Origin of the sequence: Methylocystis sp. ATCC 49242 (assembly GCF_000188155.2) — a bacterium.
Lineage (GTDB): Bacteria > Pseudomonadota > Alphaproteobacteria > Rhizobiales > Beijerinckiaceae > Methylocystis.
Genome location: NZ_KE124774.1, coordinates 2,553,033 through 2,575,494 on the forward strand (window position 1 = coordinate 2,553,033; position 22,462 = coordinate 2,575,494).

Sequence of the window (22,462 nt, forward strand, 5' to 3'; positions counted from 1 at the left end):
GCTGATTACCCCACCGGTTGCCGCATGAAAAATATCTCCCGCGTGATCTCGCCTCAGCCGCCTGTCAACGACTGGATTCCTTCGACGACGGGAGTAATCGGATCGGTCTCGGGCGCGGGCTTCGGATAATCGGGCGCCGGCCCATTTGCAAAGCCGCCGCCGAGCGCCTGATAGAGATCGACAGCGGCGATGAGACGATCGCCTTCGAGTCCGCGCAGGGAAAAGATCGCATCGAGCAGGTCGGCGCTTTCCTGCAGGATTTCTCGCCGGTCGCGCAGGCCGTCGCGCAGCCGTACCTTCGACAACGCAAGTTCGGTTCGACGCGCTTGAACGAAGCGGCTATGCGAGTCAAATTCCGACCGCGCACGCCTGAGATTGGCGATCGCGTCGGCGACCTGCTGCGCGGCCTGCAGCAGCGTGTCGTTATAGGCATCGACCGCCTGATCATATTCCGCGCGCTGTATTTCAAGATTGCCGCTCAGGCGGCCGCCTTGGAAAACGGGCAATCGAATCGACGAAGCGGCGACATAGCCGAGCGCGGAAGGATTGAAGAGATAGCCTGAGAGCTTACTGATCTCCGTCGAGGTGACCGAGGCCTCGAACCCGCCTCCAAGCGCAAGATCGATGGAGGGCAGGAACAAAGTTTTCGCGGCGTGGATGCGCGCCGCCCAAGCCTCGGCCCGAGCGAGCGAGGCCGCCAGATCTGGACGCCGCCTCAATAATTCGATCGGGAGAGATTTCGGCAGCGCGGGTTGTGCTGGCGCTATGTTGCCACCCCCTTTGAAAACGGCGAGACCCGCGTCAGGCCCTTCGCCCATTAGCCGCGCAAGCGCATCCCGCTGCAGCGTGATCGCCGCCCTGACGGTCGCCTCGCGCCGGACGGCGGCCTCTTCATTGGTGCGGGCGATCTGAACGCCATCGAGCGTATCGAGGCCGGTCTGGTATCGGGTATCGGCAAGCGCGCGCAGCTCTCGGCGCATCCTCACCAACGTGGACGCGAGGCCCAATTGCTGTGTCAGCGCGTAGCCGCGCAAATATGCTCTCGCGACTCCCGTCGTAAGCAGAAGCCGGCTCTGTTCGGTTTCGCCCGCTTGCGCCGCAGCCTCACCGATCGCGGCGTCGAGGAGCGCGCGATTCTTCTGCCAGAAATCCAGCTCCCATGTCATTGCGAGGGGATTGAGGAAGGCCATGGTCTTTTCCAGGCCGCCCTGTTCCGGATTGTAGGAAGCGACGACGCCATTCTGAGGAATGCGCGACTGTCGCATACTGAAAAGCGAATTGATTTCCGGCAGGAGGCGCGCGCCGGAAATCCGAATGGCGGCGTCGGCCTCTCGCAGGGCGTCTTGCGCCTTTCGGTAGTTCTGATTGTCGGCCAAAGCCTTGTCGATGATCGCGTCGAGCTCGGCGCTGCGAAAGGCGCGCCACCATTCCTCGCGAGGCCAGGCCTTTTCGCCTTCGACAACTGAAAGTCCCGATTGCGATAGAGTGCGGGTCATTGTCGGCTGCTCGATGAATTGCGAGCGTTCAACCTGGTTGGTGGGCATGCAAGATGCAAGCAAAATGCAGGAGCATGCAGCGACACTGACGCGAGTGGCCTGCCCCAGTTTTGCTGGCAGCCAATGAATTATACGAATGAGAAGCATCAATGCTCCGCCATCGTCTGACCGGGCGGTGACGCCAGGGCGCCAACCGGTTTTGAGGAAGGTTTCTGGAGTTTCGCAAACCAGACGATGACGCCAAGAAGGAACATGATGAAGGCGCCGAGCAAAAATGCATCATCCATGGCGAGAATGCTCGCTTGTTGATGAATAGAACGTGCAATCACACGACGAGTGACCGATTCGGAAACTCCCAACGACTGCAACTGTTGGGTCAATGCGGCCAACGTGTCGAGCGAGGCAAAGCGGCGCCCGCCGAGATATTCGGATAGATTGAGCTGATGCCAAGGCGTCCGACGAAAGTAGATTACGCTCTGGAACGCGATGCCGAAGGCTCCGCCGACGAGTCGAAACAGCAGGAACTCTTCAGCCGCCCGCTTATAGAGCGGGCCCGACAACCCGTAAGTAGCAAGAGTCGATGTCGGCGCGGAGAGCGCTGCAACACAAAAGCCCAGGAAAACAACAGGTATGGTAAGCGTGTCATATGAGGCGTTCTTGTCGAAGAGCCCGATCCAGGTGAGCACGACAGACGAGCATATGCACATTAAGCAGATCACGAAACGCACATCGAGCTTTTTCGAAAGCTCGTACATAAAGCCCGCAAGCGGCAATCCCGCGACCATCATCGCGAGGTAGATGTGGCCTACGAGCGAAGACGTGTAGCCGAGCAGGAGCTGCATCTGCACCGAGAGCAACGACATCAGCCCCTGTATTACGAGAAAGCCGAGGAAGCCGCTGAGCACGCCAATGGCGTAACTCGAGCGCGAAAAAAGCCGGACATCGACGATCGGGTGACGTTCACCCCATTCCCAGATGATGAAGAGGGGTAGAGAGAATAACACGGTAAGCAATGCGAGCGACAAAAGCGGAGAGCCAAACCAATCGAAATCATTGCCGAGGCTCAACATCAACTGCGAAGCGATCAAGGTGATCACGAGCAGCACATAGCCCACGAGGTCGAAACGCACGATCTTGCGCTCGAATTCGCGACCAAAAACAACGCGCCAATGATCGCCGAGATGACAAACCCCAGCGTGGCGTTGGCGTAGAAGAGCCAACGCCAGGAAAAATACTCGGCCCAGAAACCGCCAAGAAAGACCGCCAGGGTATAAGGCAATATGCCGAGCGCGGCCCAATAGCCGAGTCCGATTTTGTATTGTCTTTCCGGCAATTCGCCGAGCGCCGCCGACTGACTGACGACCGCGAGAAAGCCGCCAAACACTCCAAAAACAAATCGCGTTGGGGCATACATGAAAACGCTAACGCTCGAGACACAAATCAGCGAGGTGATCGCGTAGCAGAGATAGCCGTAAGTCAACACGCGATATTCGCCGAAGCGACCGGAAAGAACCCTCGCCAGCGGCACGCCTAGCGCTACGCCAATAAGATAAAAAGTAGTTCCCCAGGCGCCGAAACTCGGCGTAACGCCTTCAAGCGATCCCGCCGAGTATGGCGTCAGCACGCTATGGCCGGAGACATTCGACAATACGTCGACATATCCGATCCCCAGCGTGACGAGAAACAGAAGCAGCTTGCCGCCGATCAGCCTGTCGAATGACGCTTTCATGCTGCCCGCAATCTGCGACGCAAAGACTTGCTGATCGCCGCTGGATCTATGGCCGCAAACGAAACTCGTCGTACGCTTCGATCAGATAAAAGATTCACTTTCGCCCGGGGGTGCCGATTTTGACCGCTTCGATCGGTAGCAGAAAGTCTGACGCGCAACAAATTCAAAAATACAAACATTACTTTGCTTTTTTCGATACGTTCGCGCCTCCATGCGCGCCTTGACACATCAGCTTCGAAATTACGTTTCGAGAGCTCTGTCTGATGAAAGCCCCTGTCTTCCTGCACCGGTGGCATACGGTTTACTCCGGTTAGATCGCAATGGAATGCGATACCGGATTCTGGCTCGAGCCGTCGCTGTCACATTTATTTAAAGAACCGAACGCCAGCTTCACAAATGCGAAATAGCCGCTCCCATGCCTGCAATGTATGAGATTCGAGAAACAAATGACGGGCTTTCATATTGGACCGGCTCAACTACCAACACCTGTATTACTTCTGGATGGTCGCCAAAACAGGCTCGATCAGGAGCGCCTGTGAAATTTTGCGGCTCGCACAGCCCACCATCAGCGGCCAACTGACCCTGTTCGAGAAGGCGATCGGCTCAAAGGTGTTCAGGAGGGAGGGCCGGAAACTCGTTCTGACCGAGAACGGTTGGCTTGTCTTCAGTTATGCGGATCAAATTTTCAGCATCGGCGACGAACTGACAAAATGGCTGGAAGGCGTGTCGGCGGAACAGAGCCGCACCCTCAAGATTGGCGTCTGCCAAGGCATCGACATGTCGATCGCGCTCCGGTCGCTGTCGCCAGCGCTAGACGGTCTGCATTCTCCGGCTTTTTATTGCGCCAGCAGCGATGCGGAACGCATGATACAGGATTTGCGACTGCGCACCTACGATCTTGCGATCTTGTCCGCTCTCTCGCCATGCTCGGAAATCAAAAACACAGTTAGTCACTTGCTTTCGACCATTGAAATATCGCTGTTCGGCCCATTCGGCAAAGTAAATAGGCATAGAAAGGGTTTCCCGCAGTCGCTTAATCGCGCGCCATTCGTGCTACCAATTCAAAAAAGCTCTTTACGACAGTCGCTAGATCATTGGTTCGAAACTCACGGAATTGAGCCGGACATCAAGTCCGAGATTGGGGACAGCGAACTACGAAAAAGGCGTCGCCGCGAGTTACGAGGCATTTACTTTTGCGCCCACCGATGCTCAGCAGGAAGTCCGACAGCGCTATGGAATGGAAGTTATCGGCGCGATCCACGGCGTTGACGAGCAAATTTTTGCGGTGACGACTCAAAGGAAAATAAAGAATCCCGCCATCGCCCGGATCCTCGGGATTGTTGACGCCGGTTAGCGCCTAATATCACTGGTCCGCGAGTCGCGATACGAGGCCGCGCGGTGAAACCTTCTGAAGCAACGCCGATCGTTTTGACTTCAGGTGAGCGCGTCGAAATCGAGTGCCTGGCGCGCTCTAGCGCGACGGAGCACCTCGCCCATTCGAAGACGAAAATTACACTAATAGCCGCCGGTTGCGCGGCGATGCGGGCGCGATCGATTGAGCGATTGGCACGGCACGAAGTGGCGTGCGCTATACGACCGACCGCATCGCCGACGTTTCGCAGCTGAGGATGCGGGGAAACGAAGCAAAATACGGGGTCGAGACGTACAGTCGCATGCTGGCGGCGCTCGACGCTCTATCTCTAGAGCGGCGAAGTTGTCGGTCGCCATTATAAAAGGACGCTGGCGCATCGAGGTTATCAACGTCATGAACCAGCTCGTCGCCATGTTTCGAAACGGGGAATCAATGTGATCCTCGACAATCTCCCAACCATGAGGCAAGACGCGATATGTTTTTGAAGTGCCACAGGAACGGGTATGCCGATTATACGCGGACCTATGTCTCTTGGCTCGATCCGTTCGAACTCCGCTCCTCGATTTTTGCCGGGAAGTTTTTCGTCGTAGCCTCCTTGAGCAGCGTCGAAAAACTCACCTCCCACTTGGACGCTTTCGTCGCCGATTGCAACCAAACCAGCAAGCCCTTTGTCTGAACAAACTCCGAGGCTCTCCTGAAACGGATCAACGAGGTTTCGAGCGCCAGATATTCCTGGTCTTAATTTACTTCATCGACGATCGCCGCCGCTCGGCCCCGAGAAGTTCTGTCAGCAGCGGGTTTTCGAAGCGGCTGTTTCGGGTAATGGCGTAGAATGACTCCTTTATCTGCTCAATGCGAACGAGCTCGACCAGCGCACCGGACGCGAGTTCGTCCTTAACCACGACCGGCGGCGCCAATGTTACGCTATGGCTTTCCCTGACGATCAGTCGCAGCATCGCCATGTCGTCGACCTCTGCGAGCACGATTGGTTCTATGCCCGCTTCTTCGATGATGCGGTCGAACGCCATCCTGATCGCTTCTCCGCGCCCGGGCAAAACAATCGGCACTCTTGTGAGATCGTTCGGAAAATTAAAAATTTCGCCTTTGCCTCTCGCTTTTTTCAATAACTCGGGATGTCCGATGATGCTGACCGGCTGTTCGGCGATGAGCAGGTTCTGCCATTCCGAATTCAGATCCATGGTCGCCGGCTGATTGGCGAGAACAAGATCGAGCACATGGGTTTCCAGCAGGTTGAGAAGCTCTCCGAACGCTCCCGTCTTCACGACCAGTTCTACGTCTTTGCGGTCGATCAGCGGCTTGAGAAACTCGATCTGGAAGTTGCGGGAGAGCGTCGCCACAGATCCAATGCGCATCCGACGATGGCCAAGACTCAAATTCTTGAACGTGCTCAGGAGCTCGTCGCCGGACTTGAAGACAATCTTGGCGTAGTCGAAGGCGATGCGCCCCGCTTCGGTGAGGCGCAGCGAGCGGCCATCACGCTCGAAAAGCGGCTGACCGAGTTGCTCTTCCAGGGCCTTCAGTTGGACCGACAGCGAAGAGGGCGATACGTTCAGCAATTTTGCCGCGCGCGTCAGTCCGCCTTCATTTGCTATCGCCCAGAAGTATCGGAGGTGATGATAGTTTAAAAAGCTCATAAATCATTCTGTGGATCGGGACAACTGGCCCCATCAAGGGAAATTTTTCGTTCCCGCGGCGTCGACTGTCGCGCTATCGATTCGAAAACGCCGGGGTCGCGGAATTTGAAAACCGCTTTCGCCTCTTCTACCCGTTTCCTCCCCTGTGATTGCGTCAAGCGATTCACCATCGTGCTCCTGCGCCGGCTTGACTTCCTCCGTTCGTATTTTCCGAAGGGTTCATTCTTAACTTCGAATTTCTCACAGACGACAGGTTTTTATAGTCTTTTCCGGCAATTGGATCAAGGAGAAATGATGCTGAAGGACCTCTATGAAATTGGTGAAATCCCTCCGCTTGGACATGTGCCGAAGAACATGTACGCCTGGGCGATCCGCCGCGAGCGCCAGGGGCCCCCGGAAAAGGCGATGCAGCTGGAGGTCGTGCCGACATGGGAGCTCGACAGCCACGACGTGCTGGTTCTCGTGATGGCGGCGGGCGTCAACTACAATGGCGTCTGGGCCTCGCTCGGCGAGCCGATCTCTCCGCTCGACGGCCACAAGCACCCCTATCATATCTGCGGCTCCGACGCCTCGGGCATAGTCTGGGCCGTCGGCTCCAAGGTGAAGCGCTGGAAGGTCGGCGACGAAGTCATCATCCACTGCAACCAGGATGACGGCGACGACGAGGAGTGCAACGGCGGCGACCCGATGTTCTCTACCTCTCAGCGCATTTGGGGATATGAAACGCCGGATGGCTCCTTCGCCCAGTTCTGCCGCGCGCAGGACCGCCAGCTCATGGAGCGCCCCAAGCATCTCAGCTGGGAAGAGGCTGCCTGCTATACGCTGACGCTCGCCACCGCCTACCGCATGCTATTCGGCCATGCGCCGCATCAGCTCAAGCCCGGCGACAATGTGCTGGTCTGGGGCGCCTCGGGCGGCCTCGGCGTCTTCGCCGTGCAGCTCTGCGCGGCCTCGGGCGCCAACGCCATCGGCGTCATCTCCGACGAGTCGAAGCGCGAATACGTCATGTCGCTCGGCGCCAAGGGCGTGATCAATCGCAAGGACTTCAAGTGCTGGGGCCAGCTCCCCAAGGTCAATTCGCCCGAATTCAACGAATGGACCAAGGAAGCGCGCAAATTCGGCAAGGCGATCTGGGACATCACTGGCAAGAAGGATGTCGACATCGTCTTCGAGCATCCGGGCGAGGCGACTTTCCCGGTGTCCTGCCTCGTCGCCAAGCGTGGCGGCATGGTGGTGTTCTGCGCCGGCACCTCCGGCTTCAATATCACCTTCGACGCCCGATATGTGTGGATGCGCCAGAAGCGCATCCAGGGCTCGCATTTCGCGCATCTGAAGCAGGCGTCGGCCGCCAACCGCTTCGTGCTCGATCGCCGCGTCGACCCCTGCATGTCGGAAGTCTTCTCCTGGGAGAAGATCCCGGAAGCGCACATGAAGATGTGGCGCAACGAACATGCGCCGGGCAACATGGCCGTGCTCGTCATGTCGCCGGAGCCGGGACTGCACACCGTCGAGGACGTAATCAGGTCTCAAAAGACAAACGCTGCAGGCCGCCTGGAATACGCTCGGTGATTTTCCTGCAAGCGATCGAGGCGGGAGCTGGGGTAAGTCAATTTTGGCGTATCCCAGCGCGCCGGACTCGTTTCATTTGCTACGCGACGCATCTGTGGCGTCGGGTTCCATAATCATGAGACATGATGGCCATGCGCAGCGTTGCTCATCTTGAATGGCTGGAATCAGAGTCTATCCACGTCATCCGCGAAGCAACGGCGGAAGCTGAACGACCCGTTATGCTCTTTTCGGCCGGGAAAGATTCTACCGTTCTTGCGCATCTCGCGCTTCGCGCCTTTTATCCAGGAAAGCCGCCATTTGCGCTGCTTCATATCGATTCGACTTGGGAATTCCGCTCTCTTCTTGAGTTTCGCGACGCCTTTGCACGTGAAAATGGCTTTTCACTGGTCGTTCATGCGAATGAGGAAGGGCGCGTCCAGGGCATCAACCCGTTCGACTATGGCGATCGATACACAATGGTAATGAGAACAGAACCCTTGAAGGAGGCTCTCAATCGAGGCGGGTATGATGTGATTTTCGGAGGCGCGCGGCGCGATGAGGAAAAATCCAGGGCGAAAGAACGCATCGTTTCAGTGAGGAACACTGGGCACGTCTGGGATCCACGTCAACAACGCCCTGAGTTTTGGCGACAATATAACTTGCGGCTTAGTAAAGGGCAGTCTGCCCGTGTGTTTCCACTTTCCAACTGGACGGAAAACGACATCTGGAGCTATGCCCTCTTGCGCAAGATCAATCTTGCGCCCCTCTATTTTGCCTTGCCCAAGCCAGTTGTTGAACGCAATGGAGCGTTCATCGTGGTCGACGATGAACTGAAAATGCGCTTTCAACCGGGAGATAAAATTGAGATGAAAACCGTTCGCTTCCGGACACTCGGGTGTTGGCCGGTCACTGGAGCTATCGAGTCGACGGCGAAGGACATTGACGCGGTTCTCGAAGAAACTCTTGCGGCAAAAATGTCAGAGCGGCAGGGAAGAATCAGTGATGGGGAAGACGGTGGTTCGCTCGAGCAAAAAAAGCGTGAAGGCTATTTCTGACAACACCGCTAATTAGTTATCGGCCAAGGCGAAACCGCGGATTTGACCACACGAACCGCTCAAGGCGGTTGGGTTGGGGCGCCGAAGGTAACCGATTTATTCACCGCCGAGTGGAGCCGCGTCGCCTCATCGTCAAAGGCTTCGCTGATCCAAGCATGGATCCTCTTGTTGCTGTTTGCGGAGATATTTCCGGATCGAATCGTCATTCCGACCGATTGTCGACGCCAGATGTTTGCGCTCAGGAATACCGCGGCGCGACATCGCGTTTGCGGTCCGGGCAAATGGTTTGGGTTCTTGCCACTGATATATCCGGCAATCAGCGGCGCCGGATATTTCGACGCTATGGTGATCATCATTTGGGCATGGATTGACGCCAGATGCCGTTCCTCGTTTTCGCCTCGTGATCAATAGACTATCTCTCCAGTCATGAAGTCTCGGGGCCAGCTCAGATCTTCCCCGCGAATTACAAATATCGCTGATGATTTTGCCAAAATGGAAGGGAATCTTCCATAATTCGAAATTGAGAGATATGCGAGTGTGACTAAATATCCTTCTGTTGTGATCTCTGCGGCGATTGAAGGCCTGACCTCATGATTCCTACAGCGAACGGCGTGGATCAGGACTTCACGCTTCTCGTGTCGCATGAAGTCTTGAACACGCGGCTCCCTACGAGAGGCTAATCAGTTGCATGAAATCAGCAGGTTGAGTCCGCGACAGATCGAACTAACTGAACAGGAAGGAGAGCCCGCGCGTTTCCATAGGGGCTTGCCTCCCGGAAAAGTAAGAAGAGCATCTTTGTCTTTGTGAGGTGGCAAATGTGGTCTGAACTGCGGGGATTGAAGGACGAGATTGATTTTGGCACACCGCCGCGAGATGGGCCACTCGTGACCCTCGAAATCGATGGGGTGGCGGTTAGCGTTCCTGCTGGAAGCTCCGTCATGCTCGCGGCAGTGAAGGCTGGCCGGCCGATTCCTAAACTTTGCGCAACCGATATGCTCAATGCCTTCGGCAGTTGCCGCGTGTGTCTTGTCGAGGTCGAAGGCCGTAGCGGATACCCGGCTAGCTGCACCACTCCCGCAGTCGAGGGCATGAAGGTCAGGACGCAGACCGAGACGTTGAGGCGTCTGCGCAAGGGCGTTTTGGAGCTCTACCTCTCTGATTTCCCCGAGAGTGAACTTGAGGGTGGTTGGAGCGAGCTCCATGAATCGCTGAAAGCAGAAGGGGTGGAAACCCATCCGTACGGTGGCGGCAAGAACCATTTTGACGCACCCGTCGACCAGTCGAACCCTTATTTCCTGTTTGACCCAGCCAAATGCATTGTCTGTAGCCGTTGCGTTCGCGCGTGCGCCGAGGTTCAGGGAACCTTCGCGATCACCATCGCGGGAAGAGGCTTCGAGTCGAAAGTCGTCGCCGGTCAGGAGCAGCCTTTCTTCGAATCCGAATGCGTCTCTTGCGGCGCCTGCGTGCAGGCTTGCCCCAGTCATGCTCTCGTGGAAAAGAGCCTTTTCGAAGGAGAATATGTGCATGCCGAACCCGTTGAAGCCTGAGAAATCGGTCGTCACGACCTGCGCCTACTGCGGCGTCGGCTGCGGATTCAAGGCCGAGACGCGCGGCGACAAAATCGTGCGCATGATCCCGTGGAAGGAAGGCAAGGCCAACCACGGCCATAGCTGCATCAAGGGGCGCTTCGCCTACGATTATTACAACTCGCCCGACCGTGTGCGCACGCCGATGATCCGCGCCTCGATCGACGATCCATGGACGCCCGTGAGCTGGGACGAGGCCTTTGCCTATGCCGCGAAGGAGTTCAAGCGCATCCAGGCGAAATATGGCGTGAAGTCGGTCGGCGCCGTCTCCAGCTCGCGCTGTACTAACGAGGAAATTTTTCTCACGCAGAAATTCGCGCGTGCGGTGCTCGGCAACAACAACATCGACAACTGCGCCCGCATCTGCCACTCGCCGACACAGTTCGGCCTGACGAACACCGTCGGCGCGGGCGCTGCGAGCCAGCACTTCGATTCGATTCTGCAGGCCGACGTCATCATGGTCGTCGGCGCCAATCCGACGGAAGGCCACCCGGTCTTCGGCTCGCTGATGAAGCGCCGCATCCGTCAAGGCGCGAAACTCATCGTCATCGACCCGCGTAAAACCGAGACCGTCGAATCCGCGCATATCAAGGCCGATGTGCATCTCGCGATCCGGCCCGGCACGAATGTCGCGGTCCTCGACAGCATCGCGCATGTCATCGTGCGCGAGAAGCTCTACAACGAAGCCTTCGTTCAGGCGCGTTGCGAGGTGAACGAGTTCGAGAACTGGAAGGCTCTAGTCGGCTCGGACAAATATTCGCCCGACGTCATCGGCCCACTCGCGGGCGTCGATTCCGAAGGCATCCGCAAGGCGGCGCGCATCTATGCAGGCGGCCCGAACAGCGCGATCTATTACGGGCTCGGCGTCACCGAACATTCGCAGGGTTCGACGGGCGTGATGTGCCTTGGCAATCTCGGCCTTTCCTGCGGCATGCTTGGCCGCGAGGGCGTCGGCGTGAACCCGCTGCGCGGCCAGGGCAATGTGCAGGGCGGAAGCTGTCTTGGCAGCTGGCCGCATGTGTTCAGCGGCTATCGCTTCGTTACGGATTACGCCACCCGCTCGAGCTTCGAAGCCGAATGGGGCGTGCCGCTCGACGCGGAGCCCGGCCTGCGCCTGCCCAACATGCTCGACGCCGCGGTCGCGGGATCGTTCAAGGGCATATACATCATGGGCGAAGACCCTGTGCAGAGCGACCCGAACCAGCACCACGTCATTACCGCGATGAAGAACATGGAGTGCGTCGTGCTCCACGATCTTTTCCTCAACGAGACCTCGAAATACGCCCATGTCTTCTTCCCCGGCTCTTCGTCGCTGGAGAAGGACGGCACCTTCACCAATGCGGAACGCCGCGTCTCGCGCGTGCGCAAGGTGATCGAGCCGCTCGCCGGCCTTCAGGACTGGCAGATCACGGTGAAGCTCATGAACGCCATGGGCTACAACGTCTCCTATTCCAACCCCGGCGAGGTTCTCGACGAGATCGCGCGGCTCTCGCCGAACTATCGTGGCATAAGCTTCGCGCTCATCGACCGCATCGGCTCGGCGCAATGGCCTTGTAACGAGGAGGCGCCCGAGGGCACGGAGGTCCTGCACCGCGAGAAGTTCCCGCGCGCCAACGGGCTCGGCACATTCATGCTCACCGAATATGTGCCGACGGCCGAGCGCACGAACGACAAATATCCGCTGCTGCTCACCACCGGCCGCATCCTGACGCAGTATAATGTCGGCACGCAGACCCGTCGCACGCCGAACTCGCTGTGGCATCCCGAGGATGTGCTGGAAATCAATGAACAGGATGCGATTTCGCGTGGCGTCAGGGACGGAGACTGGGTGAAGCTCTCGAGCCGCTTCGGCCAGACCGAATTGCGCGCGAAGATCTCGGAGCGCGTCAATCCGGGGGTCGTCTACACGACCTTCCACCACGCCAAATCCAAGGCCAACTCGGTCACGTCTGATCTCTCGGACTGGGCGACGAATTGCCCCGAATATAAGGTCACCGAGGTGGATGTCGTGCGCACAAACGGCCCCGAGCAGGACGCGGAGCCGGGTTCGAAAGCGCTGGAGGCCGCCGAATGAGCATGACGCATCAAGAGGCGGAGGGCGCCATTCCGGTGATGGCGCTCGACCGGATCGCGGCGATGGCCAACCAGATCGGCGACTTCTTCGCGCCCTATCCGCCGGAGCGGCGGGCGGAAGGGATTCGCAACCATCTGCGCACCTACTGGGACCCGCGAATGCGCGAGGAACTGCTGGCGCTGATCGATGCCGGCGGCGCGGGGCTCGCGCCGCATGTCATCGAGGGGGCAAAGTTGCTCCGCGAAGAAGCGCACGCCAAGCCAGGCTATTACGGGCCGCCGAAGGCTTGACCGAAGCTTTTGATTGGGGGGAGATTATCAACTTCGCCATTAACGCCGACGCCGCGAATAGAAAGGGCGGGCGCTCGCACGCCTTTTCTTGCTTATGCGCGATGTTTCGAGCCTTCATGATGGAATTTGAGCGTGGATCTTGTGGTCGGCCTGCGACTCGATCCATTTGAATGACCGATCCGATTGGCAAGAATTGGCGAGATGCTTTCGCAACTCGGACTGCGTTTCATAGAAGTAGCGCTTGACCGTCGCGTCCTTGATCGTGCGGTTCATGCGCTCGATCTTGCCATTCGTGCAAGGATGCTTGGACTTGGTCAGTCGATGGTCGCTATCGGCGCGGGCGCAGGCGAACTCGAAAGCATCCGCCCTGAAGGTCCGCCCTTCCGCCAGAATCGGTGAAGCGCGTTCCATTATCGTTGAGCACCGCGTGGATATTATAGGGAACGGCTTGTATCAGTGCGAACAGAAAGTCGGCGACTATTCTTGTCGCGGCCTTCTCATGCAACTTGACGAAGGCGAATTTCTACGTGCGATCGATCGCCACGAACATCTAGAGCATTTCCCTGTATTTCTGAATCGGGAGGGATTCCTGTTTTAGCAGGAGTGTGATTCAAGATGCTGGCTGGGCGGAGGCCAGCATCCAATGGTTCGACCTCTCTCCAATGATCGTCGAGAGCGTGTGGTTGCGTCGGTTTTGGCTGGCGAGAGTTGCCGCGCCGTGGCTTTGCGCTTTGGCGTGGCCGTGTCATCGGTCGTGAAGTGGTCGCAGCGCCAGCGCGAGACGGGCTCGGTCGCGCCGGCAAAAATGGGCGGCTATCGCAAGCGCGTGCTGGAGCCGCATCGCGCTTTCATTGTCGAGCGTCTGGCGCAGACGCCGCATTTGACGTTGCATGGCCTCAAGGACGAGCTGCTGGCGCGCGGGGTCAAGGTTTCGCACAACGCCATTTGGATGTTCCTGCGCCGCGAGGGGCTGCGGTTCAAAAAAAACGCTGCTGGCGCTCGAACAAGGCCGCGCTGACATTGCGCGACGGCGCAAGCGCTGGCAATCGCTGCAAGCGCGCCTCGATCCCAGGCGGCTGGTCTTCATCGACGAGACCTGGATCAAGACGAACATGACGCCGCTGCGCGGCTGGGGCCCCAAGGGCAAGCGCTTGCGCGGCCTCGCGCCGCACGGCCATTGGCGCACGTTGACCTTTCTCGGCGCGCTGCGCTGCGATCGTCTCGACGCGCCCTGCGTCTTCGACGGGCCAATCAACGGCGCGTGTTTCCGCGCCTATGTCGAACAACAACTCGTCCCCGCGCTTAAGCAGGGCGATATTGTCATTATGGACAATCTCGGCAGTCACAAGGGCGAGGCGGTGCGACGCGCGATCCGCTCCGCCGGAGCCAGACTGTGGTTTCTGCCACCCTATTCGCCCGACCTCAATCCAATCGAACAGACCTTTTCCAAGCTCAAACACTGGATGCGACAGGCGCAGCAGCGAACCATCGATGAAACCTGGCGACAGATCGGACGCCTCGCAAAAGACATCCAACCACAAGAATGCAGCAACTACTTCACAAACGCAGGATACGCTTCCGTCAAAATATGAAACGCTCTAGAGCTTGCCTTCGGCCGTGCGCACTTCGGCGATCGTGAGACGCCGTGGAGCTGAAGGCAGCGATGCAACGATGACCGAGGCAGGTGCGGGATTGTCTCCTGACGGGCGTACAGGCAATCGTCTAAAGGCAACAGCTGTGACGGCGGAAGGTGACGTTGATCCCCTCTTCTTCGATCGTCAGACCCATGGGTTTGGGGTCTTTCGGTCCCGTGCGCTCGTCGTAAACCAACGTCCGCCCCTTCCACCTGGCGATGGTCTTCGTGTTGACGCCGTACCGCCTGGCGAAGGCCCTCAGGCTCTCTTGACTATGCTGTATCGCTCGACGCACCGCCTCTGTCGTGCGGGCGCTTCCATGGAGAAGCTGGCCCATAGCGCATTCTTCCAATCGCTGGAAATGATTGCACCATCAAATCCTGGGATCAGACATATAACTTCGGCGACGAAGGCGCCGAAACCGTCATCGAGGTCATCTATTCTCCACAAGCATCTTTGGTCGGATTTGGTGGGATTATGACGCGCCCACGGGTTTCGGACGATCTGGTTACCGGTCGCGAAATCGTCATTGTGGGCCTTGCCAGGGACCATCGAGTGACCGACGATCATATAGGAGGCTTATATTTAGCCAGAACCGCGCCTCTCTTGCAGGAAGCGGAAAAGATTATCACGGACACAGAAGTCAGGGAGTCCACTCTTGACTTGATCGACGACCTCACGCCGGAAGCCGATCTGGCGTCGGCAATGGATACGGCCACCACAAGAGACGCCTTCGACGTCGATTCAACTGATTTTACGAACCTCATCGTTCTAATTCACAATCACGCAGAAATCGGTATTCCAGACGTCGACTACAAAAGATCGTTTACTTTAGGAAGAGCAATCGCCCACACAAGACAGGCTTGCGCGGACGAATCGAAGAGTTCGATCGCACGAAGAAACTCTCAATTACAATTCCCCTCCGCGAAGGCCCTTCCCAACTTGCGTGGCGCAGAGGTCAATCTCTTGTGAAAATTCAGACAAAATCGATTCGACCTTCGATAGCGCTCTTGCCGCAACAGGTTGATTTCGTGTATCTCGCCTGCCTATTCGTTGTAGACGCAAATCATGAACAGCGACCCGCGCGCATATGAAGCGGCGCTATGAGTGGAAGTGTGGGCGGCTCAGTCGCCCACGCCTTGCGTAATTCGCCGTCTACTATGGAAAGGGGATCCTTTCCCTGCTCCAATCGGAATTTCTTTACGGCCGACCATGTGCTCAAAAACTTCTGCAGATCGTCTGCATTCTCACCGATCGGTACATGAAACGGAGGATGATCGATCTCGATAAAAGGAAAGGGCAGATTTTCATAGCGCCCGAAGTAATAGGCTGAATTCTCTCCCCAAAAGGGGCCGAGAATCTCACATTTCAGTTTTTGCATGACGACATTCAAAGATGTCGAACTCGTCCAGGGCCAGTCGTAGGTCCAGACCGCAATAACTCCCCGAGGCTTCAGGGATCGTCTTGCAATCGCGTAAAATCGTGACAGATCAAACCAGTGTGCCGAACAGGCGCAGGTGATGAGATCCACCTCTCCCCTCAGACCAAGATCGGTCTCCGCGGCGGCGAGCGCGTATCGTATATTGGGTCTCACCGGAGCCATGTCGAGCTGACGCTGGTCTGGATCCGTGGCGAGCACCTGATTGAAATATTCCGCAAGCGCCACAGCTGATTGTCCGCTGCCTGTTCCGCAATCCCACGCCAGATCGCGAGCGGGCGCGGCCTCATTCAACAAAGCGAAAAGCGCTCGCGGATATTGGGGACGATACGAAAAATATTCCCCCGCATCCTGACCAAAAGACATGCCGATTGGATGACGGACCTGCATGAATGACTCTCACCTTCCGTTCATTTCCGTCTCGACGGCCTATAACGAAATGACGCGCGAATGCAATGTGCGCCACACGATAACCTAGCGCCAATTCTGACGCTTTCCTACCTGCGAAATCGGGCACGCTTCCTTTGAAATGAACCGCCCGAAGGAAGTCATTCGGTTGAACAAAACAGGACGCCTCGGCCAGCGCTCATTCCTGACCCGGGGGCATTCGTGTCTGGGAAACCTTATCTTTGAATCCGCCGAATTGTGACCGCGATAGCAATGATCCACGCAATTTTTCATGAGCCCGTCAGTTTTTCAAACCTGAGCGGCGTCGACGACTTTATGTATACTAAGCGCAGTTCGCGCTCGGGAGACGTAGACGAGCGCGGTCCATAGCGACGGAACATTCGAATGGCGCGCAACATTGCTCAATTTATCAACGACATCCCCAAGGCGGAGCTCCACCTTCATATCGAGGGAACGCTCGAACCCGAAATGGTCTTCAAGCTTGCCGAGCGCAATCGGATCCATCTCCCCTATCCCTCGGTCGAGGCGATGCGTCGAAGGTATAATTTTGAGAATTTGCAGGATTTTCTGAATCTCTATTATCAAACTACGCAAGTGCTGCGCACCGAGCATGACTTCTTCGATCTCACGAACGCCTATCTCGCTCGTGCACGGCGCGAGAACATCCGTCACTGCGAGATCTTCTTCGATCCTCAGTGTCCGTCCTGAAAGATGTTGAATCGAATGAATCTGTTGTGATGGATGGGAGGCGGTCTGATTCGTAGGAGGCCGTCGATGTGGACGAAGGCAAACCGGGCGAAATACAATCGCGACAGGTTACGTTATCCGAGTGATGTGACGGACGAGGAGTGGGGGCATGTGGCGCCGCTTATTCCTCCGGCCAAGCGTGGCGGGCGCAAGCGTGAAGTGGACATGCGGGCGGTGTTCAACGCCATCATGTATGTGCTGAGCACGGGATGCCAATGGCGGTACATTCCCAAGGATTTTCCCCCGAAGAGCACAGTGTATCGTTATTTTTGCGATTGGGCCTGGTGCGGCGTTCTGGATCGCATGCACGACGCGCTCTACGTCATGTGTCGCGAACGAGCGGAACGAGAGGCGAGCCCCACCGCGGCGATCATCGATAGTCAGAGCGTGAAGAGCGCGGAAAAAGGGGGGCGCGCATTGATCCGCATGGCTATGACGCCGGCAAAAAGATCAAAGGCAAGAAACGCCACGTACTCGTCGATACGCAAGGTTTGTTGATGGGCGCCGTCGTTCACGGCGCCGACATTCAGGACCGAGACGGCGGCGTCTTGCTGCTTTCGACGTTGCATGGGCGGTTTCCCTTTCTTGAAAAGCTGTTGGCTGACAGCGCCTATCAGGGACCGATCTTCGCCGACGCAACGGGCAAAATCCTACCGTGTCTCAAAATCGAGATTATAAAACGATCCGATCAGGCGAAGGGCTTCGTGAAATTGCCCATGCGCTGGATCGTCGAAAGATCAATCGCCTGGCTAAACCGCTGTAGAAGACTGGCCAAGGATTGGGAAAACCTCAATATCACAGCGCTCGTGTTCCTGCGTTTCGCGTCGATTCGGCTCATGCTACGAAAGCTCTGCAATTGTTGACTAACTTCTGGGACGGACTCTCAGGCTCACACCAAGCGTAATGTGCCATTCGGCGCCGTTGTCGAGGGGATCGCCGCCGCGCTCCGGGAGGCTGCGAAAGGCGACGGCCCGACAAGCAGATTGGTCATGTGCTTTCTGCGCGATCTTCCCGAAAGCGACGCCATGAAGACGCTCGAAGAGGCGTTTCCCTGGAGATCGCTTATCACTGGCGTCGGACTAGATTCAGCGGAGGTCGGCAATCCCCCTTCGAAGCACGCTAGTGTTTTCGCCCGCGCCCGAGCGCTTGGGTTTCAAACTGTAGCTCATGCTGGCGAGGAAGGGCCTCCCGCTTATATTTGGGAGGCGCTGGATATGCTGAAAGTGCAGCGCATCGACCATGGCGTGCGCGCAATCGAGGATTCCTCCCTGATTGCGCGCCTCGTGCGTCAGAAAATCCCGCTGACCGTTTGTCCACTATCAAATGTTCGTCTTCGCATATATGAGGACATGGCTCACCATCCGCTTCGGCGCCTGGCGGAAGCGGGCGTCCTGGTCACGATCAATTCGGACGATCCTGCGTATTTCGGCGGCTATGTGAACGCTAATTATTACGCTGTGCAGAAGGCTTTTGAATTGCGAGAGCCCGATCTTGCGACATTCGCCCTAAACTCTTTCGCGGCGTCATGGCTCAGTGATGACGACAAGCAAGCGAGAATGAATGAAGTGGATTCCTATCTCATCGCGCGTGCGGATGATTGAGCGAATGTCGCGAGGGTCAACTGCCAAATTCGCAATCGGACATCCTACTCCAATATTGACGTCTCCATCATTTCTGGGACATGGCATCTCCAGCCGAGCTCGTCCTGAATTCTGAGACGCAGCGTATCCGACGCTGTCGGCTCGCCATGCGTAAGAAAGGTCATTCGCGGCGGGCGTCTGAAATTTCCCAGCCATCGCATGAGTTCATTGGCGTCGGCATGCGCCGAGAGCATCGAAAGATTATCGACCTCGGCGCGCACCGGCACATATTCGCCATGTATCTTGACGCTCTGAGCCCCGCCCACCAATGCCGCGCCGCGCGTTCCGGCGGCCTGAAAACCGGCGAAAAGTATGGTGTTGCGCGGGTCAGGTGCAAATTTCTTCAGATGATGCAACACACGCCCGCCGGTCGCCATGCCACTGGCGGAAATGATGACCTTGGGAGCATCATCTTCATTTATGGCTTTCGATTCGTCTACGGACTCGACATATCTTGCGACCGAACAGGCGCGCCGCCATTCTTCTCTCGTCAGCCGTTGATCATCGGCGCGACGACATAGGGTTTCGGTTGCGTCGATTGCCATGGGACTGTTGAGATAGATCGGCACATCGACAAGCCTTCGCGAGCTTTTCAGGCGCTCGAGATGGAACAGCAAGGTCTGCGCGCGTCCGACCGCAAAGGCCGGAATGATCACTGTTCCGCCACGCGCCGCTGTTCTGTTGACAATGCTTGCCAACGCCTCCTCTGCGTCGCGGCGTTCGTGCGTTCGGTCTCCATAGGTCGATTCCATGACGAGATAATGGGCCTCCATTATCGCAGAAGGATCCATCATCGTGGGGTCGTCGTAGCGCCCGAGATCGCCGGAAAATATGATCTTTCTTCCGCTCCAGTCGATCTCGACGATCGCAGCGCCAGGGATATGGCCCGCGCGATGCAAGCGCAGCGAAAATCCCTCGGGAAAGGTCCGCCGCCTGTCGAAATGGAGCGGAGAAAGGCGCTTTAAGGCCCGTTCGGCGTCCGTTGCATTATAGAGTGGGAGCGCCGGCTTGTGTTTCGAGAAGCCGCGTCTGTTGGCGTATTCGGCGTCCTGCTCCAGCAGATGCGCGCTATCGGGCAGAAGTATTTCGCACAAATCGCGAGTCGCGTCGGAGCAGTAAACCGGTCCCTTGAATCCGTCTCTGACCAGCGCCGGCAAATAGCCGGAATGATCGAGATGGGCGTGTGTCAGCACCACGCAGGATATGTGTTTCGGAGGAGCAGGAAAAGGCGCCCAGTTACGTAGCCTGAGATTCTTCAGACCCTGAAACAGACCGCAGTCGATGAGCACTCGGACGCCATCGTTCTCGAGCAGATATCTCGATCCTGTGACTGTGCCGGCGGCGCCGAAGAAAGATAGTTTCATTGTCGAAAATCGCTCCATTTATTGATGGTTTCTTGCCATGACCGTCTCTCCGATCATGTTGCTGCTTGCGCCCATGATGCAATCAGGGATTCGTCGGACTGTTTCGACAGGCTGACGCCGTAGCGCGCGCTTTCCCGGTTCAATCTGTGCGCGAGCCACTCGGCATCCGCTGGTAGCGCACGCTCGAGGCGAAAGCAGCGGATCTGAAGCGGCGTCAATTCGAGACCGGCGAGTGAGCCGCTGCTCATGTCGATGTCGACGAAATACATCAGCGACAGATCGCCGCGATATTGCTCGTAGCCCGCAATCCCTTCGTAATCGTTGATGAAATCGCCGCATCCATAGAGGATCAGGCGGTTTTTGTATATTTCGAGCGCCTTGGCGTGGTGCGAGGAATGTCCGTGAATGATCGAAGCCGCGCCGCGATCGATCAGGGCGTGCGCAAAGCGTTGATGATCCTGCGGGATGTCGTAGCCCCAGTTCGGCCCCCAATGCAGCGACACGATCACGATATCGTCGCTCCGTCGGACATCTCTCAAAATCTCGCAAACAAGCTCGACGCTATGCTCGGAAAGGTCGGGAAGCAGGTTGACGCCGGGCCTTTCGCATGACGCGGCCCAATGGCGAGGCGCGCCGCTGCTCGGCAACGCGAAGGACGTTATGACGACCCTCGCTTTGCCGGCGACATCGATCGCCGCAGGACGCCGCGCTTCGTCGCGATTGCGCCCTGCGCCGGCAGTCCTGATTTGCAGCTTTCCCAGAATATCGAGAGTGTCGATCAGTCCGGCCTCACCCCAATCGAGGATATGATTGTTCGCCAGAACGCAACAATCTATCCCGGCGGCGCGCAATGTTTCCGCATTTTCCGGGCTTGCCCGATAATTGATTCCCTTCGGTTCGAAGGCCTCGCTACGCGTGAGGCTGGTTTCGAGATTGATGATCCGCAAGTCGGGATTTTTCTGGTAGAACGCGTCGAGCGCAGAGCCCCAAATATAGGAGGCGGGCGCCGGCCGCGGGATTGGTCCGCAAACACGTTCGGCCAAGCTTACGTAGCCGAGGGCGGAGGAGACATATTCTTCGTGCAATTCCGGAGGACATGGCGCGGGCAATATCTGATCTATGCCACGACCGATCATCACGTCGCCACACAGGAAAATGCGGATGGTTTTCGTTTCATCCGGAGCAGACGGAGAAGACTTTATGGAAGCGTTCATTTCGCGCTTCCCAATTGGAAGCTCCGGAAACGCGCTATAGTTGGTAAAGGAAGCGAGCCCTGCCGCCACGGAAGATTATCGGATGGAGTCCTGCGAAACATGGCGTCATGAAACTCCGTTTTTGCGCCCATTCGTCCGCCGCGGCGTCCACTCTCCTGCGAGATAGATGAAGGCATGCCGCGCCATTTCGACCCCGCGCTTGTCAATTATCCCTTCGACGATCCGGGGCTCTATGTGGATCTCGTTTTCGAAAAGCGCGCGCTGCTGTTCGACCTCGGCGACATCTCCCGGCTTTCGGCGCGAAAACTGCTCCGCGTCAGCAACGTTTTCGTCACCCATCTCCACATGGATCACTTTGCCGGCTTTGACCAGTTGCTGCGATGCGCCCTCGGCAGAGAGAAGACGCTGGGCGTCTATGGTCCCGCCGGAATCATAAATGCTGTCGAGCACAAGCTTTCCGCCTATAGCTGGAACCTGATCGACGGCTATGACGGCAATCTTACTTTTCTCGTCACCGAGCTCGACGAATTGGGTCGCCTCAAATCGGCGCGATTTTCCGGACGATCCCGGTTCGAACGGCGCGATGGTGACGAGAGCCGAGCCATAGAGGGACTGGTGCTCAAGGAGCCAGGGATTCAGGTTCGCGCAACCACCCTCGATCACGGCGTGCCGGTGCTGGCCTTCGCGCTCGAGGAGCGAGCGCAGATCAATGTGTGGCGCAACAAGGTGGAAGCCATGGGGCTCGCCGTCGGTCCCTGGTTACGCAATTTCAAGGCGGCGACGCTTCAGGGCGCGGACGATGCGACCCTCATACCGGTGACGTGGCGCGACGGCGGGGATGACAGGCCAGCGGCGCTTCCGCTCGGTTTTCTTAAGAAGGAGATCATGCAGATCACTTCCGGCCGCAAGATCGTCTATGTCGTCGATTGCGCTTACACCGACGCCAATATCGAAAAGATCGTCAGACTAGCGGAGCGCGCGGACATGCTGTTCATCGAGGCGACCTTCCTCGACGTCGACTCCGAGGCGGCGGCGAAGCGCCGTCATCTGACGGCGCGACAGGCGGGAACGCTTGCGCGCCGCGCCGGAGTCAAAAGGCTCGTGACGCTCCACTATTCTCCGCGCTACCGAGGACAAGGCGAGCGTCTCGCGCAGGAAGCGCAGGAGGCCTTTCTTGCTCGCTGAAGCGATGGGCCGCGTTTCCGGGCGGGA

17 protein-coding genes and 4 pseudogenes are annotated in these 22,462 nt (G+C 57.5%); 12 read left to right on the forward strand and 9 right to left on the reverse strand.

The features are described 5' to 3' along the window. Window positions 1-53: 53 nt before the first annotated feature. The 3 genes from MET49242_RS14450 to MET49242_RS26195 are packed head-to-tail and all read right to left on the reverse strand — an operon-like array spanning window position 54 to window position 3,225. Window positions 54-1,643 (reverse strand): efflux transporter outer membrane subunit, encoded by a 1,590-nt coding sequence (locus MET49242_RS14450; protein ID WP_036283893.1) that lies wholly within the window; start codon window positions 1,641-1,643, stop codon window positions 54-56. Further along, a complete protein-coding gene (locus MET49242_RS26190; RefSeq protein ID WP_144259636.1) occupies window positions 1,643-2,626 on the reverse strand; it encodes a hypothetical protein in 984 nt (327 codons plus the stop codon). Before MET49242_RS26190 ends, MET49242_RS14450 begins: the two co-directional genes overlap by 1 nt. Next, window positions 2,590-3,225, reverse strand: a complete 636-nt coding sequence (locus tag MET49242_RS26195) for an MFS transporter (RefSeq protein ID WP_051134216.1) — start codon at window positions 3,223-3,225, stop codon at window positions 2,590-2,592. The genes MET49242_RS26190 and MET49242_RS26195 overlap by 37 nt, the downstream gene beginning before the upstream one ends. A gap of 462 nt (window positions 3,226-3,687) precedes the next feature. Between MET49242_RS26195 and MET49242_RS14460 the strand changes: the two genes are divergently transcribed. Then, a complete protein-coding gene (locus tag MET49242_RS14460; RefSeq protein WP_244430820.1) occupies window positions 3,688-4,494 on the forward strand; it encodes a LysR family transcriptional regulator in 807 nt (268 codons plus the stop codon). A gap of 846 nt (window positions 4,495-5,340) precedes the next feature. Here the strand turns inward: MET49242_RS14460 and MET49242_RS14470 are convergent. After that, window positions 5,341-6,252 carry a LysR family transcriptional regulator gene (locus MET49242_RS14470; protein ID WP_036283897.1) on the reverse strand — a complete coding sequence of 304 codons (912 nt, stop codon included), beginning with the start codon at window positions 6,250-6,252 and terminating at the stop codon, window positions 5,341-5,343. A gap of 291 nt (window positions 6,253-6,543) precedes the next feature. Here MET49242_RS14470 and ccrA point away from each other — a divergent pair, with 291 nt between their 5' ends. From ccrA to MET49242_RS14500, 5 genes and pseudogenes are all read left to right on the forward strand, one after another. Next, window positions 6,544-7,821, forward strand: coding sequence for a crotonyl-CoA carboxylase/reductase (gene ccrA, locus MET49242_RS14475; RefSeq protein WP_051134218.1), 1,278 nt, complete (start codon window positions 6,544-6,546; stop codon window positions 7,819-7,821). A gap of 131 nt (window positions 7,822-7,952) precedes the next feature. After that, window positions 7,953-8,855, forward strand: a complete 903-nt coding sequence (gene cysD / locus MET49242_RS14480) for a sulfate adenylyltransferase subunit CysD (RefSeq protein WP_036288209.1) — start codon at window positions 7,953-7,955, stop codon at window positions 8,853-8,855. Window positions 8,856-8,897: 42 nt separating this feature from the next. Then, the gene (locus MET49242_RS14485) at window positions 8,898-9,266 is read left to right on the forward strand and encodes a hypothetical protein (protein ID WP_144259637.1); all 369 of its coding nucleotides are present in this window, start codon (window positions 8,898-8,900) and stop codon (window positions 9,264-9,266) included. Window positions 9,267-9,670: 404 nt separating this feature from the next. Then, window positions 9,671-12,515, forward strand: a pseudogene (fdhF, locus tag MET49242_RS14495) (formate dehydrogenase subunit alpha). After that, window positions 12,512-12,805 carry a formate dehydrogenase subunit delta gene (locus tag MET49242_RS14500; RefSeq protein WP_051134219.1) on the forward strand — a complete coding sequence of 98 codons (294 nt, stop codon included), beginning with the start codon at window positions 12,512-12,514 and terminating at the stop codon, window positions 12,803-12,805. Before fdhF ends, MET49242_RS14500 begins: the two are co-directional and overlap by 4 nt. A 198-nt stretch (window positions 12,806-13,003) precedes the next feature. Here MET49242_RS14500 and MET49242_RS26200 read toward each other — a convergent pair. Then, window positions 13,004-13,355, reverse strand: a pseudogene (locus MET49242_RS26200) (IS481 family transposase); the annotation flags it as partial. A gap of 93 nt (window positions 13,356-13,448) precedes the next feature. On the opposite strand from MET49242_RS26200, the gene MET49242_RS24350 reads away from it, so the two are divergent. After that, window positions 13,449-14,397, forward strand: a protein-coding gene (locus MET49242_RS24350; RefSeq protein WP_144259640.1) for an IS630 family transposase whose coding sequence is annotated in 2 segments (ribosomal slippage) — window positions 13,449-13,784 and window positions 13,786-14,397 — 948 coding nt in all. Because the reading frame shifts where the segments join, the coding sequence is not laid out codon by codon here. On the opposite strand, the pseudogene MET49242_RS14520 reads toward MET49242_RS24350, so the two are convergent. Beyond that, window positions 14,397-14,776, reverse strand: a pseudogene (locus tag MET49242_RS14520) (IS481 family transposase); the annotation flags it as partial. The gene MET49242_RS24350 and the pseudogene MET49242_RS14520 sit on opposite strands and share 1 nt — an antisense overlap. A gap of 35 nt (window positions 14,777-14,811) precedes the next feature. Between MET49242_RS14520 and MET49242_RS14525 the strand changes: the two are divergent. Continuing rightward, the gene (locus MET49242_RS14525; RefSeq protein WP_256378619.1) at window positions 14,812-15,411 is read left to right on the forward strand and encodes a 2-oxo acid dehydrogenase subunit E2; all 600 of its coding nucleotides are present in this window, start codon (window positions 14,812-14,814) and stop codon (window positions 15,409-15,411) included. A 94-nt stretch (window positions 15,412-15,505) separates the two neighbouring features. On the opposite strand, the gene MET49242_RS14530 is transcribed toward MET49242_RS14525, so the two are convergent. Then, window positions 15,506-16,267 carry a class I SAM-dependent methyltransferase gene (locus tag MET49242_RS14530; protein ID WP_036283906.1) on the reverse strand — a complete coding sequence of 254 codons (762 nt, stop codon included), beginning with the start codon at window positions 16,265-16,267 and terminating at the stop codon, window positions 15,506-15,508. Between the two features lie 402 nt (window positions 16,268-16,669). Between MET49242_RS14530 and MET49242_RS14535 the strand changes: the two genes are divergently transcribed. The 3 genes and pseudogenes from MET49242_RS14535 to add form a co-directional block, all read left to right on the forward strand. Further along, window positions 16,670-16,993, forward strand: a complete 324-nt coding sequence (locus MET49242_RS14535; RefSeq protein ID WP_036283907.1) for a hypothetical protein — start codon at window positions 16,670-16,672, stop codon at window positions 16,991-16,993. A 66-nt stretch (window positions 16,994-17,059) separates the two neighbouring features. Next, a protein-coding gene (locus MET49242_RS24355) for an IS5 family transposase (RefSeq protein ID WP_144259444.1) occupies window positions 17,060-17,895 on the forward strand; the annotation gives its coding sequence in 2 pieces (ribosomal slippage) (window positions 17,060-17,444 and window positions 17,444-17,895; 837 coding nt in all). A 27-nt stretch (window positions 17,896-17,922) separates the two neighbouring features. After that, window positions 17,923-18,633 (forward strand): annotated as a pseudogene (gene add, locus MET49242_RS14550) (adenosine deaminase); the annotation flags it as partial. 44 nt (window positions 18,634-18,677) lie between these two features. On the opposite strand, the gene MET49242_RS14555 reads toward add, so the two are convergent. Then, window positions 18,678-20,036 carry an MBL fold metallo-hydrolase RNA specificity domain-containing protein gene (locus tag MET49242_RS14555; protein WP_036283908.1) on the reverse strand — a complete coding sequence of 453 codons (1,359 nt, stop codon included), beginning with the start codon at window positions 20,034-20,036 and terminating at the stop codon, window positions 18,678-18,680. Window positions 20,037-20,089: 53 nt separating this feature from the next. Then, window positions 20,090-21,250 (reverse strand): CapA family protein, encoded by a 1,161-nt coding sequence (locus MET49242_RS14560; RefSeq protein ID WP_036283909.1) that lies wholly within the window; start codon window positions 21,248-21,250, stop codon window positions 20,090-20,092. Between the two features lie 174 nt (window positions 21,251-21,424). Between MET49242_RS14560 and MET49242_RS14565 the strand changes: the two genes are divergently transcribed. Continuing rightward, a complete protein-coding gene (locus tag MET49242_RS14565; RefSeq protein ID WP_036283910.1) occupies window positions 21,425-22,435 on the forward strand; it encodes an MBL fold metallo-hydrolase in 1,011 nt (336 codons plus the stop codon). Window positions 22,436-22,462: the final 27 nt, after the last annotated feature.

Bases quoted from the DNA above. Each gene is read 5' to 3' on its own strand.
- MET49242_RS14450 (WP_036283893.1), bottom strand. From the start codon at position 1,643: ATGCTTCTCATTCGTATAATTCATTGGCTGCCAGCAAAACTGGGGCAG.
- MET49242_RS26195 (WP_051134216.1), bottom strand. From the start codon at position 3,225: ATGAAAGCGTCATTCGACAGGCTGATCGGCGGCAAGCTGCTTCTGTTT.
- MET49242_RS14470 (WP_036283897.1), bottom strand. From the start codon at position 6,252: ATGAGCTTTTTAAACTATCATCACCTCCGATACTTCTGGGCGATAGCA.
- ccrA (WP_051134218.1), top strand. From the start codon at position 6,544: ATGATGCTGAAGGACCTCTATGAAATTGGTGAAATCCCTCCGCTTGGA.
- cysD (WP_036288209.1), top strand. From the start codon at position 7,953: ATGCGCAGCGTTGCTCATCTTGAATGGCTGGAATCAGAGTCTATCCAC.
- MET49242_RS14500 (WP_051134219.1), top strand. From the start codon at position 12,512: ATGAGCATGACGCATCAAGAGGCGGAGGGCGCCATTCCGGTGATGGCG.
- MET49242_RS14530 (WP_036283906.1), bottom strand. From the start codon at position 16,267: ATGCAGGTCCGTCATCCAATCGGCATGTCTTTTGGTCAGGATGCGGGG.
- MET49242_RS14535 (WP_036283907.1), top strand. From the start codon at position 16,670: ATGGCGCGCAACATTGCTCAATTTATCAACGACATCCCCAAGGCGGAG.
- MET49242_RS14555 (WP_036283908.1), bottom strand. From the start codon at position 20,036: ATGAAACTATCTTTCTTCGGCGCCGCCGGCACAGTCACAGGATCGAGA.
- MET49242_RS14560 (WP_036283909.1), bottom strand. From the start codon at position 21,250: ATGAACGCTTCCATAAAGTCTTCTCCGTCTGCTCCGGATGAAACGAAA.
- MET49242_RS14565 (WP_036283910.1), top strand. From the start codon at position 21,425: ATGCCGCGCCATTTCGACCCCGCGCTTGTCAATTATCCCTTCGACGAT.